Origin of the sequence: Dactylosporangium fulvum, assembly GCF_025137375.1 — a bacterium.
In the GTDB taxonomy this organism is placed as follows: Bacteria; Actinomycetota; Actinomycetes; order Mycobacteriales; family Micromonosporaceae; genus Dactylosporangium; species Dactylosporangium fulvum.
Window position 1 is genome coordinate 6,381,141 of the sequence record NZ_CP073720.1, and the last position, 16,168, is coordinate 6,397,308.

Here is a 16,168-nt window from a genome sequence, read left to right on the forward strand (position 1 = left end):
GCCCGCGCTCAGCCGGGACAGGAAAGGACCGGTTCCTTACAAAGTCCCCCGGGCGAGCGAATAATGGCGTGACCACACCCGGAACAGCGAGGATGACGGAGCGGCATGGCGACGATCGGTGACGTGGCAAGGCAGGCGGGGGTGTCTCCGAGCACCGTCTCCTACGTCCTGAGCGGCAAGCGGACCATCTCGGAGGAGACGCGGCAGCGGGTCCTCGCCGCGATCGAGGTGCTCGGCTATCATCCGCATGCGGGCGCCCGGGCGCTGGCGAGCAACCGTTCCAACGTCATCGCGCTCATCGTGCCGCTCTACACGGGGCTGTATGTGCCGGTGCTCATGCAGTTCGTGATCTCCGTCGTCACCGCGGCGCGCCGGTTCGACCACAACGTGCTGCTGCTCACGCAGGACGAGGGCGAGAAGGGGCTGGAACGGGTCGCGGCCAGCGCACTTGCCGACGCGCTCATCGTCATGGACGTCGAGCTGCACGACCGGCGCCTGCCGCGGCTGCGGTCGCTGGGCCGGCCGTCGGTGCTCATCGGGTTTCCGGCCGAGGCCGAGGGGCTCACCTGCATCGACCTCGACTTCGCGGCGGCCGGCGCGGCCTGCGTCGACCACCTGGCCGACCTCGGCCACACGTGTGTCGCCCTGCTGGGTTCGCCGCCGCAGGTGTACGAGCGGGAGCTCGGCTTCGCCAGCCGCACCGCCGCCGGCTTCGACGAGGCCCGGCACCGGCGCGGGCTGCGCGGCACGACGGTGCCCTGCGAGCCGACGCCCGCCGCGGTGCTCGAGACCGTCAAGGGCCTGCTCGAGCGCTACCCCGACCTGACCGGTGTGGTCGTGCACAACGAGCCGACCGTGCCGCCGCTGCTGGAGGCGTTCGAGGCGCTCGGCCGCCGGGTGCCCGAGGACGTGTCGGTCGTGGCGATCTGCCCCGACGACGTCGCCGAGCGGGTGCGGCCCCGGCTCACGTCGGTGAACATCCCGGCGGAGGAGGTCGGGCAGCGGGCGGTGGAGCTGGTCATCGCCAAGCTCGAGGGCCGCGGCGTGCCGGAGGCGACGCTGCTGCCCCCGGCGCTGACCGCACGCGACAGCGCCGCCGCGGCCGGGCACACGCCCAAGCCGCGACGGCGCCGTCAACCACACCCCTAGAACACAAGCCGCACCCACCCCTGGAACAAAGCCGTGCCCGGCGATCCGGGAAACCTACGCTCCGGGCCGGCTCATCAGGGCGAGGTGCAGCGCCAGCCGCTCGTCGGGGTCGTCCAGCCGGGCGCCGAACAGGTCCCGAAGCTTGCGCAACCGGTAGCGCACCGTCTGGGGATGCGTGTGCAGCGCCTGCGCCGCGGGGATCACCTGGCCCTGGGACCGTAACCACGCCAGCAGCGTGTCGGCCAACGGGCGGCGGGCCGCCGGCGTCAGCGCGTCGAGCGGGCCCAGCACGCGGTCGGCGAGCCGGTCCGACACACCCGGCTCCCACGACAGCAGCAGTCGCACGAGATGGTCGTCGCAGGACACCACGCCGTCCGGCAGACCGCCCGCGTGCTGCAGGTCCAGGGCCCTCCTCGAGATCCGGTACGACATGCGCGCCCCGCGCAGGGGGACGACCGGGCCGACCGCGGCCCTGCGGCCGGCCAGGCCGCGATCCGAAGTGGACGGTCCGGGGACCACGATCCGCACGGCGCCGTCGATCACCGTCGCGATCGCGTTGCCGCCGACCGCGCGGGCGAGGTGTTCTGCATCGGTCCCGTCGGCGCTCACGACGCAGACCGTCTCCGGCAGCGTCCAGCGGGCCGCCTCGGCCGCCGCGTGCAGCGCCGCGTCCGCCGGCGGGTCGGGCTGGACCAGCAGGGTGATGAGGCGCCGCCGGACCATCGCCCAGTCGTGCGCCGCGTCCCGCTGCTCGTCGAGGTAGCCCTCCGCCGCCGCACCGGCGAGCGCGTCGACGTAGCCGAAGAGCGCGGCGGCGGTCCCGTACAGGTCGCCGGGGGCGAGCGGGCCGGGGTGCTCGACGAGGAATGCCCAGATCGCCTGGGCACCGACGGTCAGGATCGAGCGCAGCGCGTCGACGCGGTGGCCCTCGCGGAACTCGGTCCGGCCGAGCTCGCGGAACACGGCGCGGGTCGCGGTCAGGTCGGTGTCCTGCGCGCCGGACACGAACGTGTCGACCGCCGTCTCCACGCCGAGCGTGAGCCCGCGGCCCTGTCCGCCGGTCAGCGAACGGCCCTGGCCGCGCATCGCCTCGCGGACGACCGCCAGGACCCGGGCCTGCAACTGCGGCCGCAGGGCGCGCAACTGGTCCGCGGATGGATGCGTCAGCACGTACGACCCCCGAATTTGTCACGGCGATGACAAAACAGCGCCGGAATTGTGCTCCCGGCACCACGATTTTGGCACGATCATGCGCTTAGCCTGAGGCCATGGATGCGGATGTGATCGTGATCGGCGCGGGGCTGGCCGGGCTGGTGGCCGCGGCCGAGGTGGCCGACGCGGGCAAGCGGGTGATCCTGCTGGAGCAGGAGCCGGAGCAGAGCCTCGGCGGGCAGGCGTTCTGGTCGTTCGGCGGGCTCTTCCTCGTCGACTCCCCCGAGCAGCGCCGGATGGGCATCCGCGACTCCGTCGAGCTGGCCTGGCAGGACTGGCTCGGCAGCGCGCGGTTCGACCGGCCGGAGGACGCCTGGCCGCGACGGTGGGCCGAGGCGTACGTGCACTTCGCCGCCGGCGAGAAGCGCGCGTGGCTGCGGTCGATGGGGCACCGTGTGTTCCCGGTCGTGGGCTGGGCCGAGCGCGGCGGCGGCCCGGCCGACGGCCACGGCAACTCCGTGCCGCGCTTCCACATCACCTGGGGCACCGGCCCGGGTGTGGTGGAGCCCTTCGCCCGGCGGGTCCGGGCGAGCGACCGGGTGCGGCTGCTGTTCCGCCACCGGGTCGACGCCCTGCTGCCCGGTGGTGTCGTGCGCGGCTCGGTGCTGGAGCCGAGCACCGTCCTGCGTGGACAGTCCAGCTCCCGCACCGTCGTCGGCGAGTTCGAGTTCACCGCGCAGGCCGTCATCGTCACGTCCGGCGGGATCGGCGGCGACCACGACCTGGTCCGCAAGGCCTGGCCGGCACGGCTCGGCGCGCCGCCGCGGCGGATGGTCGCCGGGGTGCCGGCCCACGTCGACGGACGGATGCTCGGCATCACCGAGCGGGCCGGCGGGCAGATCATCAACCCCGACCGCATGTGGCACTACACCGAGGGCCTGCAGAACTGGGACCCGGTCTGGCCGAACCACGGCATCCGGATCCTGCCCGGTCCGTCGTCGCTGTGGCTGGACGCCACCGGGAAGCGGCTGCCGGCACCGTTGTTCCCCGGCTTCGACACGCTCGGCACGCTGCGGCACATCATGGCGACCGGCTACGACTACAGCTGGTTCGTGCTGACCCAGAAGATCATCGAGAAGGAGTTCGCGCTGTCCGGGTCGGAACAGAACCCGGATCTCACCAACCGCAGCGTCCGCCAGGTCCTCCAGCGGGTGCGCGCCGGCGCGCCGGGACCGGTCGAGGCGTTCAAGCGCAACGGCGCCGACTTCGTCGTGGCCGGCACCGTGGACGAGCTCGTCGCCGGCATGAACCGGCTCGCCGGCGAGGCGCTGCTGGACCCGGCCGCCGTCACGGCGGTCGTCGAGGCGCGCGACCGGGAGCTCGCCAACCCGTTCGCGAAGGACGCGCAGATCACCGCGATCCGCGGCGCGCGGGCGTACCGCGGCGACAAGCTCGTCCGGGTCGCGACGCCGCACCGGCTGCTCGACCCGAAGGCCGGGCCGCTCATCGCGGTGCGGCTCAACATCCTGACCCGCAAGACGCTGGGCGGGCTGCACACCGACCTGTCGGGCCGGGTGCTGCAGCCCTCGGGCGAGCCGCTGCCGGGCGTGTACGCGGCCGGTGAGGTCGCCGGCTTCGGCGGCGGCGGGATGCACGGGTACAACTCGCTGGAGGGCACCTTCCTCGGCGGCTGTCTGTTCTCCGGCCGGGTCGCCGGCCGCGCGGCGGCAGCCGCGGTGGCCTGAGCGGAGGCTGCCGTCACGATCTGCCGGTAAAGTCCGCTCCCATGCGGAGACCGCCGTTCCTGGGCTTCCTGGCGCTCGTGGCCACCCTGCCCGGTGTGGTGACGGCGGTGTCGGGGGTCCACCCGGCACCGCCCGTCGCCGCGCTGCTGTTCGGTGTCGCCATCGTGGGCGCCGCCTTCGTGCTGGCCTGGGCGGCGGAGGCGGCGCAGGTCGACGTGTCGGCCGGGCTGGCGGTGGCGGTGCTCGCGCTCATCGCCGTGCTGCCCGAGTACGCCGTCGACTTCGTCTTCACCTGGCACGGCGGGGAGGCCGCCGCCCAGCACGGCGCCGTCTGCCGCGCACCGGACGAGCAGACATCGGCCTGTTCGCTCGCCCTGGCGAACATGACCGGCGCCAACCGGATCCTGGTCGGCGTCGGCTGGGCACTCGTCGTCATCATCGCGTGGCGCCGCAGCCGGCGCAGCGGCATCCGCCTGGAGCGCAGCGACGCGGTGCCGCTGGCGTTCCTCACCCTCGCCTCGCTGTACTGCCTGGTCCTGCCGTTCAAGCGCACTCTGACGATGGTCGACACCGGGATCCTGCTGGCGATCTTCGTCGCTTACAGCTGGCGGGTCTCCCGGGCCCCGGCCGGCGAGCCGGACCTGATCGGCCCCTCCGCCTGGGTCGGCAACCTGCCCCGCCGGCCGCGGCGGATCACCGTGATCGGCATGTTCGTCGTCGCGGCCGGCGTCATCCTGCTGACCGCGGAGCGGTTCGCCGAGTCACTCGTCGAGACCGGCGCACAGCTGGGCATCAGCGAGTTCCTGCTGGTGCAGTGGCTGGCGCCGCTGGCGTCGGAGGCGCCGGAGCTGCTCGTCGCCGGCCTGTACGCGTGGCGGCTGCACACCACGGAAGCGCTCGGCGCGCTCGTGTCGTCGAAGGTGAACCAGTGGACGCTGCTCGTCGGCACCCTGCCGGTGGTGTTCGCGGCGTCCAGCCGGAGCACCTCCGGCCTGCCGATCGAGCCGGAGCAGCGGGAGGAGCTGCTGCTGACGGCGGCCCAGTCGCTGCTGGCCATCGCGCTGCTGCTCGGCCTGACGCTGAGCCTGCGTGCGGCGCTGCTGCTGCTCGGGCTGTTCTTCACCCAGTTCGCGCTCGGTGCTGTGGTCCCCGAGCAGTTCCAGGGCCGCGAGCGGCTGGCGCTGTCGGTGCTGTACCTCGTCCTCGCGGTGGTCGTCGTGATCCGCAAGCGCAAGGCCGTGTTCCCGCTGCTCCGCGACGGCCTGCTGGCGCCCTACGCCCAGCTCGGCGAGGGCGCGCGCTGCACCACCACGGCCGGCCGGCTCCACGTCCGCGAACGCCTCAACGCCAAGCTCCACGCACGCCGCTAGCCGCACGTTGTGCCCGGCGATTTGTCAGATGTTCGCGCAGTCCGGGGGTGCCGTCGGGAGCGCCCCCGGCTCGCCGTCCCGGGCCGGGACCGGCAGCGGGGTGTGGTCGACCGTATATGCGGTCATCGACAGCGAACCGTATGCATAACCGTCGACGAGCACGTCCGTGCGGGCCGGCGTGCCGCCGGCCAGTCCGGCGACGTAGAGCAGCGGGATGAAGTGGTCGGGGGTCGGGACCGCCCGGGCGAAGTCGAGGTGGCCGTCCATCGCGGCCACCTCGGCCGGGTCCTCCAGCATGAGTGCCCGGACCTGCTCGTCGAAGCGCTGCGCCCAGTCGAAGCCGCTGTCCGGCCGGTCGCGGTCCACCCCGCCCAGATTGTGCACCACGTTGCCGCTGCCCATGATGAGCACGCCGCGGTCGCGCAGCGGTGCCAGCTTCGCGCCGAGCTCCAGGTGGTAGTCGAAGGGCTTGGAGGCGTTGATGGACAGCTGGACCACCGGGATGTCCGCGTCCGGGAAGGCGTGACACAGCACCGACCAGGTGCCGTGGTCGAGCCCCCAGCTGTCGACGTCGTGCCCGACCCAGGTGGGCTTGACCACCTCCGCGACCTCGTCGGCCAGCTCGGGCGCGCCCGGCGCCGGGTACCGCACGTCGAAGAGCCGCTGCGGGAAGCCGTAGAAGTCGTGGATCGTGCGCGGCCGGGACATGGCGGTGACCGCCGTCGCGTTGATGTACCAGTGTGCGGAGACGACCAGGATCGCCCGCGGGCGGGGCACGGAGGCGCCGAACGCCCGCCACGCCTCGGTGTACCGGTTGTGCTCGAGCGTGTTCATCGGGCTGCCGTGGCCGATGAACGCCGCCGGCATCCGCATCTGTTCCATGCTGCCAAGCGTAGAACGCTCCGGTGCCGTACCGTGCTCGCGTGACAGGAAGGTGGCGGCTCACGAGCCAGCGGCTGTTCGCCCTGACGCTCGGGGCGATGGTCGCGCTCATCGTGCTCGGCTCGGTGGCCGGCGCCGTCACGCTGTCGGACACGGCGAAGGTCTCCGACCGGCTCCAGGACCGCATCTCCCCCGCCGGCACCGCCGTCGTCCAGCTCGGCGTGGCCCTGGTCGACCAGGAGACCGGCGTGCGCGGCTACCTGCTCTCCGGCGACCGCCAGTTCCTCGTCCCCTACGACACGGGCATCAAGACCGAGCAGCGGATGGTTGAGCAGCTGCGACAGTTCCTGCGGGACGAACCGGTGGCGCTGGCCGACGTCGAACGGCTCGCCCGGGACGCCGAACGCTGGCGCAGCGGCTACGCCGAGCCGCTGATCGCCGCCAAGGACCCCCGCTCGCCGCTGGTGGAGACCGGCAAGGCCGCGTTCGACAGGCTACGGGCCGGCCTCGCCACCCTGCAGCGTGACGTCGAGGCCGCGCGGACAGCCGGACGGAGCGCGCTGGCCGACGCCCGCGAGCGGCGCGACACGATCCTCCTGGTCATCATCGGCGGCCTGCTCGCCGGCCTGGCCGCCATCGCGGTGCTGCTCCAGTCGGCGGTCCTGCGACCCCTGCAGGAGCTGCGTGCCTCGGTCCGACGGGTCGCCGACGGCGACTTCGACCACCGCCTCCCGTCGCCGGGCCCGCCCGACCTCGCCGAGCTGGCCGCCGACGTCGAGGCGATGCGCGACCGGGTCGTCGCCGCCCTCGCCGAGAGCCGGTCGACCGAGGAGCAGCTGCGCCGCTCCAACTCCGACCTCGAGCAGTTCGCCTACGTCGCGTCGCACGACCTGCAGGAACCGCTGCGGAAGATCGCCTCCTTCTGTCAGATGCTGCAGCGGCGGTACGGTGACCAGCTCGACGACCGGGCCCGGCAGTACATCGCCTTCGCCGTCGACGGCGCCACCCGCATGCAGGCGCTCATCAACGACCTGCTGGCGTTCTCGCGGGTCGGCCGGGTCTACGACAACGTCGTGGACGTCGACCTGGCCAGGACGTTCGCCCGCGTGCGGTCCGACCTGGCCGACGCCGACGCGGTCGTCGACTGCGCCCCGCTGCCGGTCGTGCAGGGTGACCCGACGCTGCTGTCGATGCTCTGGCAGAACCTGCTCTCCAACGCGGTGAAGTTCGGCAAGCCCGGCGAGCCGCCGCGGATCACCGTGGCCGCCGAGCGCGAGGACGCCGAGTGGCGCTTCGCCGTGCAGGACCGCGGCATCGGCATCGAGCCGCAGTTCAACGAGAAGATCTTCGTCATCTTCCAGCGGCTCCACCCGCGTGACGTCTACTCGGGCACCGGCATCGGCCTGGCGATCTGCAAGCGGATCGTCGAGCACCACGGCGGCCGGATCTGGCTCGACCAGCAGTACGCGGACGGCGCCCGCATCTGCTTCACCCTCCCGGCGACGGCGGACGCGCCTGCGTGACGCTCAGCAGGCCGGCCGGTGATGATCTTCCCCGGGTAGACGGTCTCGCGGCCGACCAGCTCCGGCCGTTCCGCAACCGCCGCGCTATTTGCCGCCCTCCGGCGCCCCGTCGGCCGTCATCGCGCCCTGGCCCGGCACGGCGGGCAGGAACACGTGCGCGTGGCCGTGCCCGGCGTCGACGTTGAGCTGGTCAAGCTGGGTCCCGCCGACCGCCCAGGTGGCGACGGCGACGTCACGCAACTGCCCGGCGAGGGCGACCAGCCCGGGCCGGGTCTCGGCGGGCGCCTGCAAGGCCTGGGCGTAGGCGACCACCGCCTGGTCGAGGCCGCGGACCGCGGTGGCGAATCCGGAGCGGGCGATGTTGACGCCGGTGCCCGCCGACGGCGGGTCGGCGAACTGCTCGACCGCCTTCTGGGTGGTCGTCCGCCACCCGGCGACGGTCACCGCGGTCGCCTCCTGGCCGGGCGCGGCGCCCTTGCCGGGCGGCACCGCCGCCGCGAACCCGTCGAGGACCGGCGCGAGTGTGTCGCGGACCTGGCGGGCCTGCTCGGTCAGCGCCACGATCTGCTGCGCGTCGCGCCGCGCGTCGGCCGCGCGCAGTTCGTCGATCTTCTGCTGGGTGTCGGAGCGCGGGTCCGCGGTGGCCGCGCCGATCGGCCCGGCGAGGAGCGCACCGGCGGCGAACGCCACCACGATCCACACCCAGTGCAGACCGGCCTTGCGCGGTGGGGGCGACGTCTTCTTGGGGGCTGGGCGGGGCACGGCACTCCTCCGGAAGGGGCGGCCCGCCGCGGCCACCGATGCTCAGCCGGCGCTCCCGCCGAGGAGACCGGCACCGCCGACACCTTACGCGGCGCCGAGCCGGCGGATCCAGCACGCGCCGGCGAGAGTGCGAAACGCCGACCGCGGCCGGCAGCACGACGGTGCTGCCGGCCGCGGCGAGGAAACGCCGGTGAGCTGTCACGGCTCAGACAGCATCAGCACGGATGCAGGACCGGCTCAGCAGTCACGCAACTCCGGCGACTGGTTCAACAGCTGGCCCCGCGGCGAGATGAAGGCGCGGTACCGCTCGCCGCCGACCGCGGCGGGCGCGAAGGCCGCGACCCGGTGGCAGTTCTGGAAGGCGAGCGTCACCCCGAAGTGCCGCTCGAGGCCGCCGCGGATCGCGTCGCTGGCCAGTGCCCGCAGCAGCTGCCCGCGCTCGGCCTCGCTCGGCGGCGGGACGCTGTGGTCGGCGAACTCGCCGCCGCCGGCGTGCAGGTCGGCGGCGACGCCGCTGATGACCTGCCACGCGTACGGCAGGGAATCCCGGACGCAGGCGACGAACTCGGCGTCGTCGACCGGCCCGGCCCCGGCGCGCTCCAGCAGTGTGGTGGGGACGTTCAGGGACATACGGACTCTCCTTCTCAACGGACCTCGGCCGGCGCCGGGGCCAGGGTGAACTTCGGGTCGACCTGGCGGGTCAGGTCCTCGCCGGCGCGGGCGTTGCCCCACGCGAGGGCGTTGCGGACGTGGAATTCGGCGGCCTGTCCGGCGTACCGCACCCAGTCCTTGGGCTGCTCGTCCAGCGCGGCGCGCATCGTCTCCAGCGCCGCTACCCCGGCCGGCTCCAGGTCGGCGATCGGCAGGCACCGCCCCCGCTCGGCGGCCTTGACGAACCCCGAGCGCCCCATCCAGCAGAGCAGGTCGTCGCCGACCTCCGCGCGCAGGAAGGCCACGTCGTCGGCGTCCTCGACCTTGTTGCCGACGACGACCACCGGGACGTCGTGGTCCCTGGCGTAGCCGACGTACTGCCGGTAGACGCCGACGCTGCGCACGGTGGGTTCGCAGACCAGGAAGGTGAGGTCGAAGCGGGTGAACAGGCCGGAGGCGAACGAGTCCGCCCCGGCGGTCATGTCCACGACGACGTATTCGCCCGGCCCGTCGACGAGGTGGTTGAGCAGCAGCTCGACGGCGCCGACCTTGGAGTGGTAGCAGGCGACCCCGAGGTCGTCGGCGGCGAACGGCCCGGTGACCGCCAGCCGCACCCCGCCGACGTCGGCGACAAGCTTGTCGTACAACGGATTCGGCTCGTCGACGCGCAGCAGCCGCGAGCCCGGCCCGGGCGGCGTGGTCTTCAGCATGGCGTCGGCGGAGGCGATCAGCGGGTTGTCCCCGCGAAGATGTTCCTTGATGTCGTACAGGTGGTCGCCGAGCGCCGGCAGCATGGCCGCGACCTCGGCGTCGGCACCGAGCGCGACGGCAAGATGCTGGTTGATGTCGGCATCGACGGCGAGCAACGCCCGGGTGTCGTCGAGCGTCCGGAGATGTCTGGCGAAGAGCGCGGCAAGCGTGGTCTTCCCGCTGCCGCCCTTCCCCACGAAGGCAGCTTTCACGCCTTCTTGGTATCGGTTTTCATTTCCATGGTCAAGCGAAACGCGCGGTTTTCCCTCCGCGACGACTACCCGGCGGAACCGAGCCGGACGCCGCCAGGACCGGAACGGGCAACTCCTGGCCACGTGCGTCATACGTGTCATACGCTGATCGCGTGGCAGCGTTGCTCTGGCGGATACCCGCGGCCTGCGAGACCACGGCGACGCTCATCGCGGTGAGTCTCGCCGAGGTTGCCGAGACGTTGGAGGCGCCGCTGCGTGACCAGCTACGGCTTCGCATCGACAAGGACGTGCTAGCGGTGTATTCGGTGACAGCGGAGCGTCGAGCCGTGGGCGTGCTGCTGTTTCGCCACGACGACTCGTTCGTGTGGCGAGTGGCGCGGGCCAAGCCGATGAGCGGTACCGAGTTCGAAACCTGGCTCGGGAGGAACAACGATGCATGAACTGCCCGACTTCACCGCCATGACCAAGGAAGAGATCGGCGACTGGTTCCTGCACAACGACACCAGTGCGCTGCTGTCGGCGGCGCGGTCGCCGTCCGAACCGTTGATCCAGGTGGACGATCGCGACGTGCCGGTGATGCGACCGGCGACCTTCCGGCTGCCGCCGTCGATGTTGGACTGGCTGGAGCAGGCGGCCGGCCGCGATCGCGAGGGCAAGTCGGGCATCGTGCGACGAGCACTCCAGGAGTACCGCGAACGCCATCAGGGAAGCGTCGCGTAAGGCCGGCGGCGACCGGCAGACCGAGATCGTCTGTCCGCTCGGCGTCAGCGGACGGTGAAGTCCCGCAGGCCCTCCGGGGGCTCCTCCTGGACGGTCACCTCGGTCACCAGGGCCAGCTCGGGGCCCCGGCCGGCCCAGCGGACCATCTGGTCGACCTGGTCGGTCGGGCCCTCGAAGACGGCCTCCACGCGGCCGTCCGGCAGGTTGCGGACCCAGCCGTGCACGGCGGAGTCCCGGGCCATCCGGCGGCAGGTGTCCCGGAAGTACACCCCCTGCACGCGGCCCGAGACCAGCACCCGTTTGCGGATCACAGCCCGACCGTACCGGAAACCAGGCCTACGGCCAGCCGACTCCCGCAGCCGGGGCCGCCACCGAGAGGATCTCGCCGCCCTCCGCGACCCGGATCGCGCACGAACGGGGCATCAGGATTTCGACACCGCGATCCAGGTCGCTCTCGCGGTCGCCAGCAGGGTGCCGCCGGGACCGTAGACGGTCGACAGCACGTCGGCCTTGCGCCCCTCGCCGCCGGTGTGGGTGCCCATCACCACGCACTCGTCGCCCGGCTCCGGCAGGGTGTCGATCCAGACGGCCAGGCGACCCAGCACGTACGGCCGGCCGGCACTGAGCACCGACCAGCCGCCGGGGCAGTCCAGCGCCGCCCAGAGCGTCACCGCGGACACGTCGTCGCCGACCCGCCACGGCGCCGCGGTCCGGCCGTCCGGCAGCCGCCCCGGGAAGATGTCCATGCCGTCGTCCCGCGCGGGGCCGCACACGTAGCAGGTCGGGAACGGGTGATCGGTGAAGCCGGGGTACGCCTTCGACGCCTCGATCGCCTCGTCGGGCGACACAGCCGGTACCGCATCCGGCTTTTCGGCAGTTGTCCGACGGACCTCGGCGATCAGCGCCTCGCCGTCGAGGGCCCGGACCGTGTCGCCGTCGCGGGCGAGCGTCAGCCGGACCTCCAGCGGCGGCGGGCGGCGCAGCGTCACCTCGGCCGGTCCGGCGCCGAGGGCGGACGCGAGCAGGCCGGCCGAGTAGCCGCCGTTGCCCGAACCGGGCGGGCCGTTGTACCGCGCTGCGATGATCATGCTGCCTCCACGTCGATGTAGCCGCAGCCGTCAGGGTGCCATGATGGCCGGCTTCCCACGCTTCGAGGTGCCCGGACAGGTCGCGCTGGTCAGCCTGTTCCAGTGCTCCCGGGGCGCACCAGCCCGCTCTCGTAGGCGAACGCGACCGCCTGGACCCGGTCGCGCAGGCCGAGCTTGGTCGTCACGCCGGGAGGGCGGCCACGGTCCGGAACGACGGGTCCGGGACCGGGCGGCCGAAGAGGAAGCCCTGCACGTAGCGGTAGCCCATGGCGTACAGCGCCTCGGCCTGTTCGACCGTCTCGACGCCCTCGGCGATGGCGGTCAGGCCCAGATGGTTGCTGACCTCGATGAGGGCCTGCGGGATGGCGGAGCGGCCGGGGACCGTGACGTCGTCGACGAACGACTTGTCGACCTTCAGGACGTCGACCGGCGCGGTCTGCAGCAGGCCCAGCGACGAGTGGCCGGTGCCGAAGTCGTCCAGCGCGATCCGGACCCCCAGCAGTTTCACCGCCCGCAGCGTGTCCAGCGCGACCGCGCTGTCGAACACCGCCGTCTCGGTCACCTCGACCGTCAGGCACGAGGCCGGCAGGCCGGTCTCGGCCAGTACCGCCGCCACCGTCCGCGGCAGGTCGGGCTCCGACAGCTGGCGGGCGGACACGTTCACGCTCATCTTCTCCGGTGCGTCGGCGCCGAGGGTGCGGCGCCAGTGCTGCATGCGGGTGCACGCCTCGCGCAGGGTCCACGCGCCCAGCTCGACGATGAGGCCGTTGTGCTCGGCCACCGGCACGAACTCGGCCGGGCCGACCAGGCCGCGCAACGGGTGCCGCCACCGCACCAGCGCCTCGACACCGACCGTGCGGCCCTCCGGGAGGGCGACGATCGGCTGGTACACGAGGAAGAACTGCCCCTCGTCGAGCGCTCCCCGCAGCTCGGCACCCAGCTCCGCCCGCTCGGTCGCCTGGGCGTCGAGCTCGGGGGTGTACCGCACGTGCCGCCCGCCGGTCTCCTTCGCCGCGTACATCGCCACGTCGGCCCGGCGCAGCGGTTCGAACGGGTCGTCGGTGCCCGCGCTGTCCGCCACGCCGATGCTGGCGCGGACCAGCAGCCGGTGCGACCCCACGGTGAACGGCCCGGCGAGCGCCGCCTCCAGCGCCCCCACCCGGGCCTCGACGTCCCCGGTGCCCGGCAGCAGGACGGCGAACTCGTCGCCGCCGAGCCGCGCCACGGTGTCGCCGGGGCGGACCGCACCGGTCAGCCGGGCGGCGGCCGCGACCAGGAGCCGGTCGCCGACGCCGTGGCCGAGCCGGTCGTTGATCGCCTTGAAGTCGTCGAGGTCGATGAGCGCGACGTGCGCGGCGGCGCCGAACCCGGCCCGGATGCGCTGCTCCAGCTCCCGCCGGTTCGGCAGGCCGGTGAGGTCGTCGCACATGGCGAGCGTCCGCACCTCCCGGACGAGCCCGCCCATGCGGACCAGGACCAGCAGGAACAGCACGCCGGCGCAGCCTCCGACGGCCAGCCACTCCACGTGCTGCGGGTGCTGGAAGCCCTGGACGAGCAGCACGGCCGGGGCCAGCAGCGACGAGCAGGCCAGCAGCGTGAGGCGCAGCCGCCCGAAGCGGGGCCGGCCGTCGTCGCGGGCGGCGGTGATCGGGGCCCGGACCGACGGGTGCAGGGCCGCGGCGGCCCAGAAGACGTAGGACAGCAGCCAGCCGGCGTCGAACACCCCGCCGTCGTAGGTGGTGTAGGCGGTCACCACGGAGTACGCGACGTCGGCGCCCAGCAGCAGGCACAGCGCGACGACGAGGAGCCGCACGCTCGTGTCACGTGCGGCGCCCGCGGCGAGGAGCCGGACCACGAGGGTCAGCAGCAGGATGTCGGCGGCCGGATAAGCCAGGGCGATGGCCCGGGCGGTGACCGGCGTCGTACTGTCGGCCGCGATGGGCTGCATGACGAACACCCACAGCACCAGGCCGATGCCGGTGGCCACGATCGAGGCGTCGATGACGGCGGCGCGGCCCTGGCCGGCCGACCGGCTGCGGACCAGGATCAGGAGGCCACCCATCATCAAGGGGTACGCGCTGAGGTAGCACACGTCGGCGACGGACGGGAACGGCTCCTCGTGCAGGCCGAAGACGAAGTAGATGTAGCAGAAGTCGCTGGCGGACCACACGCCGGTGGCGGCGGCGCTGAGCAGCCACGCGATCCGCCTGCCGCGGTCGTTGCGGCGGGCCGCGGCGAGCATCACGACCGCCGAGACCGCGCCGACGGCGTTGTAGACGAGGCTGCGGGTCAGGCTGCCGGCGGGCAGCAGGAGGTAGCCGCCCGTCGCCAGCGTTCCGGCGAGGATCCACCACAGCCATGCCTTGTTCCGCACCTGAGCAGCATCGGCAGGCCGCGGGGGCAGCTTAGGTGTGTGGGCATCGTCAGTGTGACTCGCGGGACACCTTGTCGCCGCTGGCGCCGATGAGAAAATCGAGGTCGGCGCCGGTGTCCGCGCCGAGGACGGTCTCGACGTAGAGCCGCTCCCAGCCGCGCCGCGGCCGCGCCAGCGCGTCGAGGAACGCCGGGGACGGCTCCCGGCTGTCGAGGTCGGCGTCGACGTGCAGCGAGCGGCCGGGCACGTCGAGCGTGACCCAGTCGCCGGTCCGCACCCGGGCGAGCGGCCCGCCGGCGGCGGCCTCGGGTGCCACGTGGAGCACCACGGTGCCGTACGCGGTGCCGCTCATCCGCCCGTCGCAGACGCGGACCATGTCGCGCACCCCCTGCTGGAGCAGCTTGGCGGGCAGCGGCATGTTCGACACCTCGGGCATCCCGGGGTATCCCTTGGGTCCGCAGCCCCGCAGGATCAGCACCGTGTCGGCGTCGACGTCGAGGTCCGGGTCGTCGACGCGGGCGTGGAAGTCCTCGATCGAGTCGAACACCAGGGCCCGCCCCCGGTGCTGGAGCAGGTGCGCGGAGGCGGCGGAAGGTTTGATGATCGCGCCGGCGGGCGCCAGGTTGCCGCGTAGGACGGCGATGCCGGCGTGCGGTTGCAGTGGCGCGTCCCGGGACCGGATCACCTCGTGGTCCCAGATCTGGGCGTCGGCGAGGTGCTCGACGAACGGCCGGCCGGTGACGGTGATCACGTCGGGGTCGAGCAGGTCGGCCACTTCCCGCAGCACGGCGGCGAGCCCGCCCGCGCGGTGCAGGTCCTCCATCAGGTGCCGCCCGGCGGGCAGCAGATCGACGAGCAGCGGCACCCCGGCGCCGATGTCGTCGAAGTCTTCGAGCTTGAGCGGTACACCCAGCCGGCCGGCGATCGCCAGGAGGTGCACGACGGCGTTGGTGGAGCCGCCGACCGCGGCGAGCGTGACGATGGCGTTGCGGAAGGAGCCGCTGGTCATCACCTGCGACGGGCGCAGGTCCCGGCCGACCATCCCGACGATCAGCCGGCCGGCGTCGTGGGCCCGCACGAGCAGGCGGCTGTCCGGCGCCGGGATGCCGGCGGTGCCGGGGATCGTGACGCCGAGCGCCTCGGCGAGCAGGGCCATGGTGGAGGCGGTGCCCATGGTGTTGCAGTGCCCCCGGCTGCGGATCATCGACGACTCGGAGTCGAGGAACGCCTGCTCGGACAGGGTGCCGGCACGGACCTCCTCGCTGAGCCGCCAGACGTCGGTGCCGCAGCCCAGCGGCACCCCGCGGAACGTGCCGTTGAGCATCGGCCCGCCGGGGACGACCACGGCCGGCAGGTCGACCGAGGCGGCGGCCATGAGCAGCGACGGGATCGTCTTGTCGCAACCGCCGAGCAGCACGACGCCGTCGATCGGGTTGGCCCGCAGCAGCTCCTCGGTGGCCATCGCGGCCATGTTCCGCCACAGCATCGCGGTCGGCCTGACCTGCGTCTCGCCGAGCGACACGACCGGCAGGTTGTGCGGCACACCGCCGGCCTCCCAGATGCCGCGCTTGACGTGCTCGGCGACCTCGTCGAGGTGGCTGTTGCACGGCGTCAGGTCGGAGGCGGTGTTGGCGATCGCGATCTGCGGCCGCTTGCCGGTGAGCGCGTCGGCGGGCAGGCCGCGGCGCATCCAGGCCCGGTGGATGTAGACGTTGCGGTCGTCCCCCGCATACCACTCGGCACTGCGCATGTTCGTCTCCCCTTTGCGGGCGTGGTTGCACGATACTCGG

15 protein-coding genes are annotated in these 16,168 nt (G+C 73.0%); 6 read left to right on the forward strand and 9 right to left on the reverse strand.

The annotated features are described in order from the left end of the window. The first annotated feature begins 105 nt into the window (after positions 1-105). Positions 106-1,149, forward strand: coding sequence for a LacI family DNA-binding transcriptional regulator (locus Dfulv_RS29495; protein ID WP_259856943.1), 1,044 nt, complete (start codon positions 106-108; stop codon positions 1,147-1,149). Between the two features lie 54 nt (positions 1,150-1,203). Here the strand turns inward: Dfulv_RS29495 and Dfulv_RS29500 are convergent, their stop codons facing one another. Then, positions 1,204-2,319 carry a PucR family transcriptional regulator gene (locus Dfulv_RS29500; protein WP_259856944.1) on the reverse strand — a complete coding sequence of 372 codons (1,116 nt, stop codon included), beginning with the start codon at positions 2,317-2,319 and terminating at the stop codon, positions 1,204-1,206. Between the two features lie 98 nt (positions 2,320-2,417). Between Dfulv_RS29500 and Dfulv_RS29505 the strand changes: the two genes are divergently transcribed. Further along, on the forward strand, positions 2,418-4,046 hold the full coding sequence (locus Dfulv_RS29505) for an FAD-binding dehydrogenase (RefSeq protein ID WP_259856945.1): 1,629 nt from the start codon (positions 2,418-2,420) through the stop codon (positions 4,044-4,046). 41 nt (positions 4,047-4,087) lie between these two features. After that, positions 4,088-5,416, forward strand: coding sequence for a sodium:proton exchanger (locus tag Dfulv_RS29510; protein WP_259856946.1), 1,329 nt, complete (start codon positions 4,088-4,090; stop codon positions 5,414-5,416). 24 nt (positions 5,417-5,440) lie between these two features. Here Dfulv_RS29510 and ygiD read toward each other — a convergent pair whose 3' ends face one another. After that, entirely contained in the window at positions 5,441-6,298 is an 858-nt protein-coding gene (ygiD, locus tag Dfulv_RS29515; RefSeq protein ID WP_259856947.1) for a 4,5-DOPA-extradiol-dioxygenase, read from the reverse strand. Positions 6,299-6,339: 41 nt separating this feature from the next. Here ygiD and Dfulv_RS29520 point away from each other — a divergent pair, with 41 nt between their 5' ends. Continuing rightward, positions 6,340-7,821 carry a sensor histidine kinase gene (locus Dfulv_RS29520; protein ID WP_259856949.1) on the forward strand — a complete coding sequence of 494 codons (1,482 nt, stop codon included), beginning with the start codon at positions 6,340-6,342 and terminating at the stop codon, positions 7,819-7,821. Positions 7,822-7,905: 84 nt separating this feature from the next. Here Dfulv_RS29520 and Dfulv_RS29525 read toward each other — a convergent pair whose 3' ends face one another. From Dfulv_RS29525 to Dfulv_RS29535, 3 genes are all read right to left on the reverse strand, one after another. Further along, positions 7,906-8,583 carry a hypothetical protein gene (locus Dfulv_RS29525; RefSeq protein ID WP_259856951.1) on the reverse strand — a complete coding sequence of 226 codons (678 nt, stop codon included), beginning with the start codon at positions 8,581-8,583 and terminating at the stop codon, positions 7,906-7,908. Positions 8,584-8,820: 237 nt separating this feature from the next. Next, on the reverse strand, positions 8,821-9,213 hold the full coding sequence (locus Dfulv_RS29530; protein ID WP_259856953.1) for an SCO5389 family protein: 393 nt from the start codon (positions 9,211-9,213) through the stop codon (positions 8,821-8,823). A 14-nt stretch (positions 9,214-9,227) separates the two neighbouring features. After that, positions 9,228-10,196, reverse strand: coding sequence for an ATP-binding protein (locus tag Dfulv_RS29535; RefSeq protein WP_259856954.1), 969 nt, complete (start codon positions 10,194-10,196; stop codon positions 9,228-9,230). Between the two features lie 152 nt (positions 10,197-10,348). Between Dfulv_RS29535 and Dfulv_RS29540 the strand changes: the two genes are divergently transcribed. After that, positions 10,349-10,636, forward strand: a complete 288-nt coding sequence (locus Dfulv_RS29540) for a hypothetical protein (RefSeq protein ID WP_259856955.1) — start codon at positions 10,349-10,351, stop codon at positions 10,634-10,636. Further along, on the forward strand, positions 10,629-10,916 hold the full coding sequence (locus tag Dfulv_RS29545) for a hypothetical protein (RefSeq protein ID WP_259856956.1): 288 nt from the start codon (positions 10,629-10,631) through the stop codon (positions 10,914-10,916). The genes Dfulv_RS29540 and Dfulv_RS29545 overlap by 8 nt, the downstream gene beginning before the upstream one ends. Before the next feature lie 44 nt (positions 10,917-10,960). On the opposite strand, the gene Dfulv_RS29550 is transcribed toward Dfulv_RS29545, so the two are convergent. From Dfulv_RS29550 to Dfulv_RS29565, 4 genes are all read right to left on the reverse strand, one after another. Continuing rightward, positions 10,961-11,227 carry an acylphosphatase gene (locus tag Dfulv_RS29550; protein WP_259856957.1) on the reverse strand — a complete coding sequence of 89 codons (267 nt, stop codon included), beginning with the start codon at positions 11,225-11,227 and terminating at the stop codon, positions 10,961-10,963. A 111-nt stretch (positions 11,228-11,338) separates the two neighbouring features. Further along, a complete protein-coding gene (locus Dfulv_RS29555; protein ID WP_259856959.1) occupies positions 11,339-12,004 on the reverse strand; it encodes a hypothetical protein in 666 nt (221 codons plus the stop codon). A gap of 181 nt (positions 12,005-12,185) precedes the next feature. Continuing rightward, a complete protein-coding gene (locus tag Dfulv_RS29560; protein ID WP_259856961.1) occupies positions 12,186-14,378 on the reverse strand; it encodes a putative bifunctional diguanylate cyclase/phosphodiesterase in 2,193 nt (730 codons plus the stop codon). 49 nt (positions 14,379-14,427) lie between these two features. Then, a complete protein-coding gene (locus Dfulv_RS29565; RefSeq protein WP_259856964.1) occupies positions 14,428-16,128 on the reverse strand; it encodes a dihydroxy-acid dehydratase in 1,701 nt (566 codons plus the stop codon). Positions 16,129-16,168 lie beyond the last annotated feature (40 nt).

Coding starts and splice junctions, on each gene's coding strand:
- Dfulv_RS29545 (WP_259856956.1), top strand. CDS start 10,629: ATGCATGAACTGCCCGACTTCACCGCCATGACCAAGGAAGAGATCGGC.
- Dfulv_RS29530 (WP_259856953.1), bottom strand. CDS start 9,213: ATGTCCCTGAACGTCCCCACCACACTGCTGGAGCGCGCCGGGGCCGGG.
- ygiD (WP_259856947.1), bottom strand. CDS start 6,298: ATGGAACAGATGCGGATGCCGGCGGCGTTCATCGGCCACGGCAGCCCG.
- Dfulv_RS29555 (WP_259856959.1), bottom strand. CDS start 12,004: ATGATCATCGCAGCGCGGTACAACGGCCCGCCCGGTTCGGGCAACGGC.
- Dfulv_RS29565 (WP_259856964.1), bottom strand. CDS start 16,128: ATGCGCAGTGCCGAGTGGTATGCGGGGGACGACCGCAACGTCTACATC.
- Dfulv_RS29510 (WP_259856946.1), top strand. CDS start 4,088: ATGCGGAGACCGCCGTTCCTGGGCTTCCTGGCGCTCGTGGCCACCCTG.
- Dfulv_RS29495 (WP_259856943.1), top strand. CDS start 106: ATGGCGACGATCGGTGACGTGGCAAGGCAGGCGGGGGTGTCTCCGAGC.
- Dfulv_RS29505 (WP_259856945.1), top strand. CDS start 2,418: ATGGATGCGGATGTGATCGTGATCGGCGCGGGGCTGGCCGGGCTGGTG.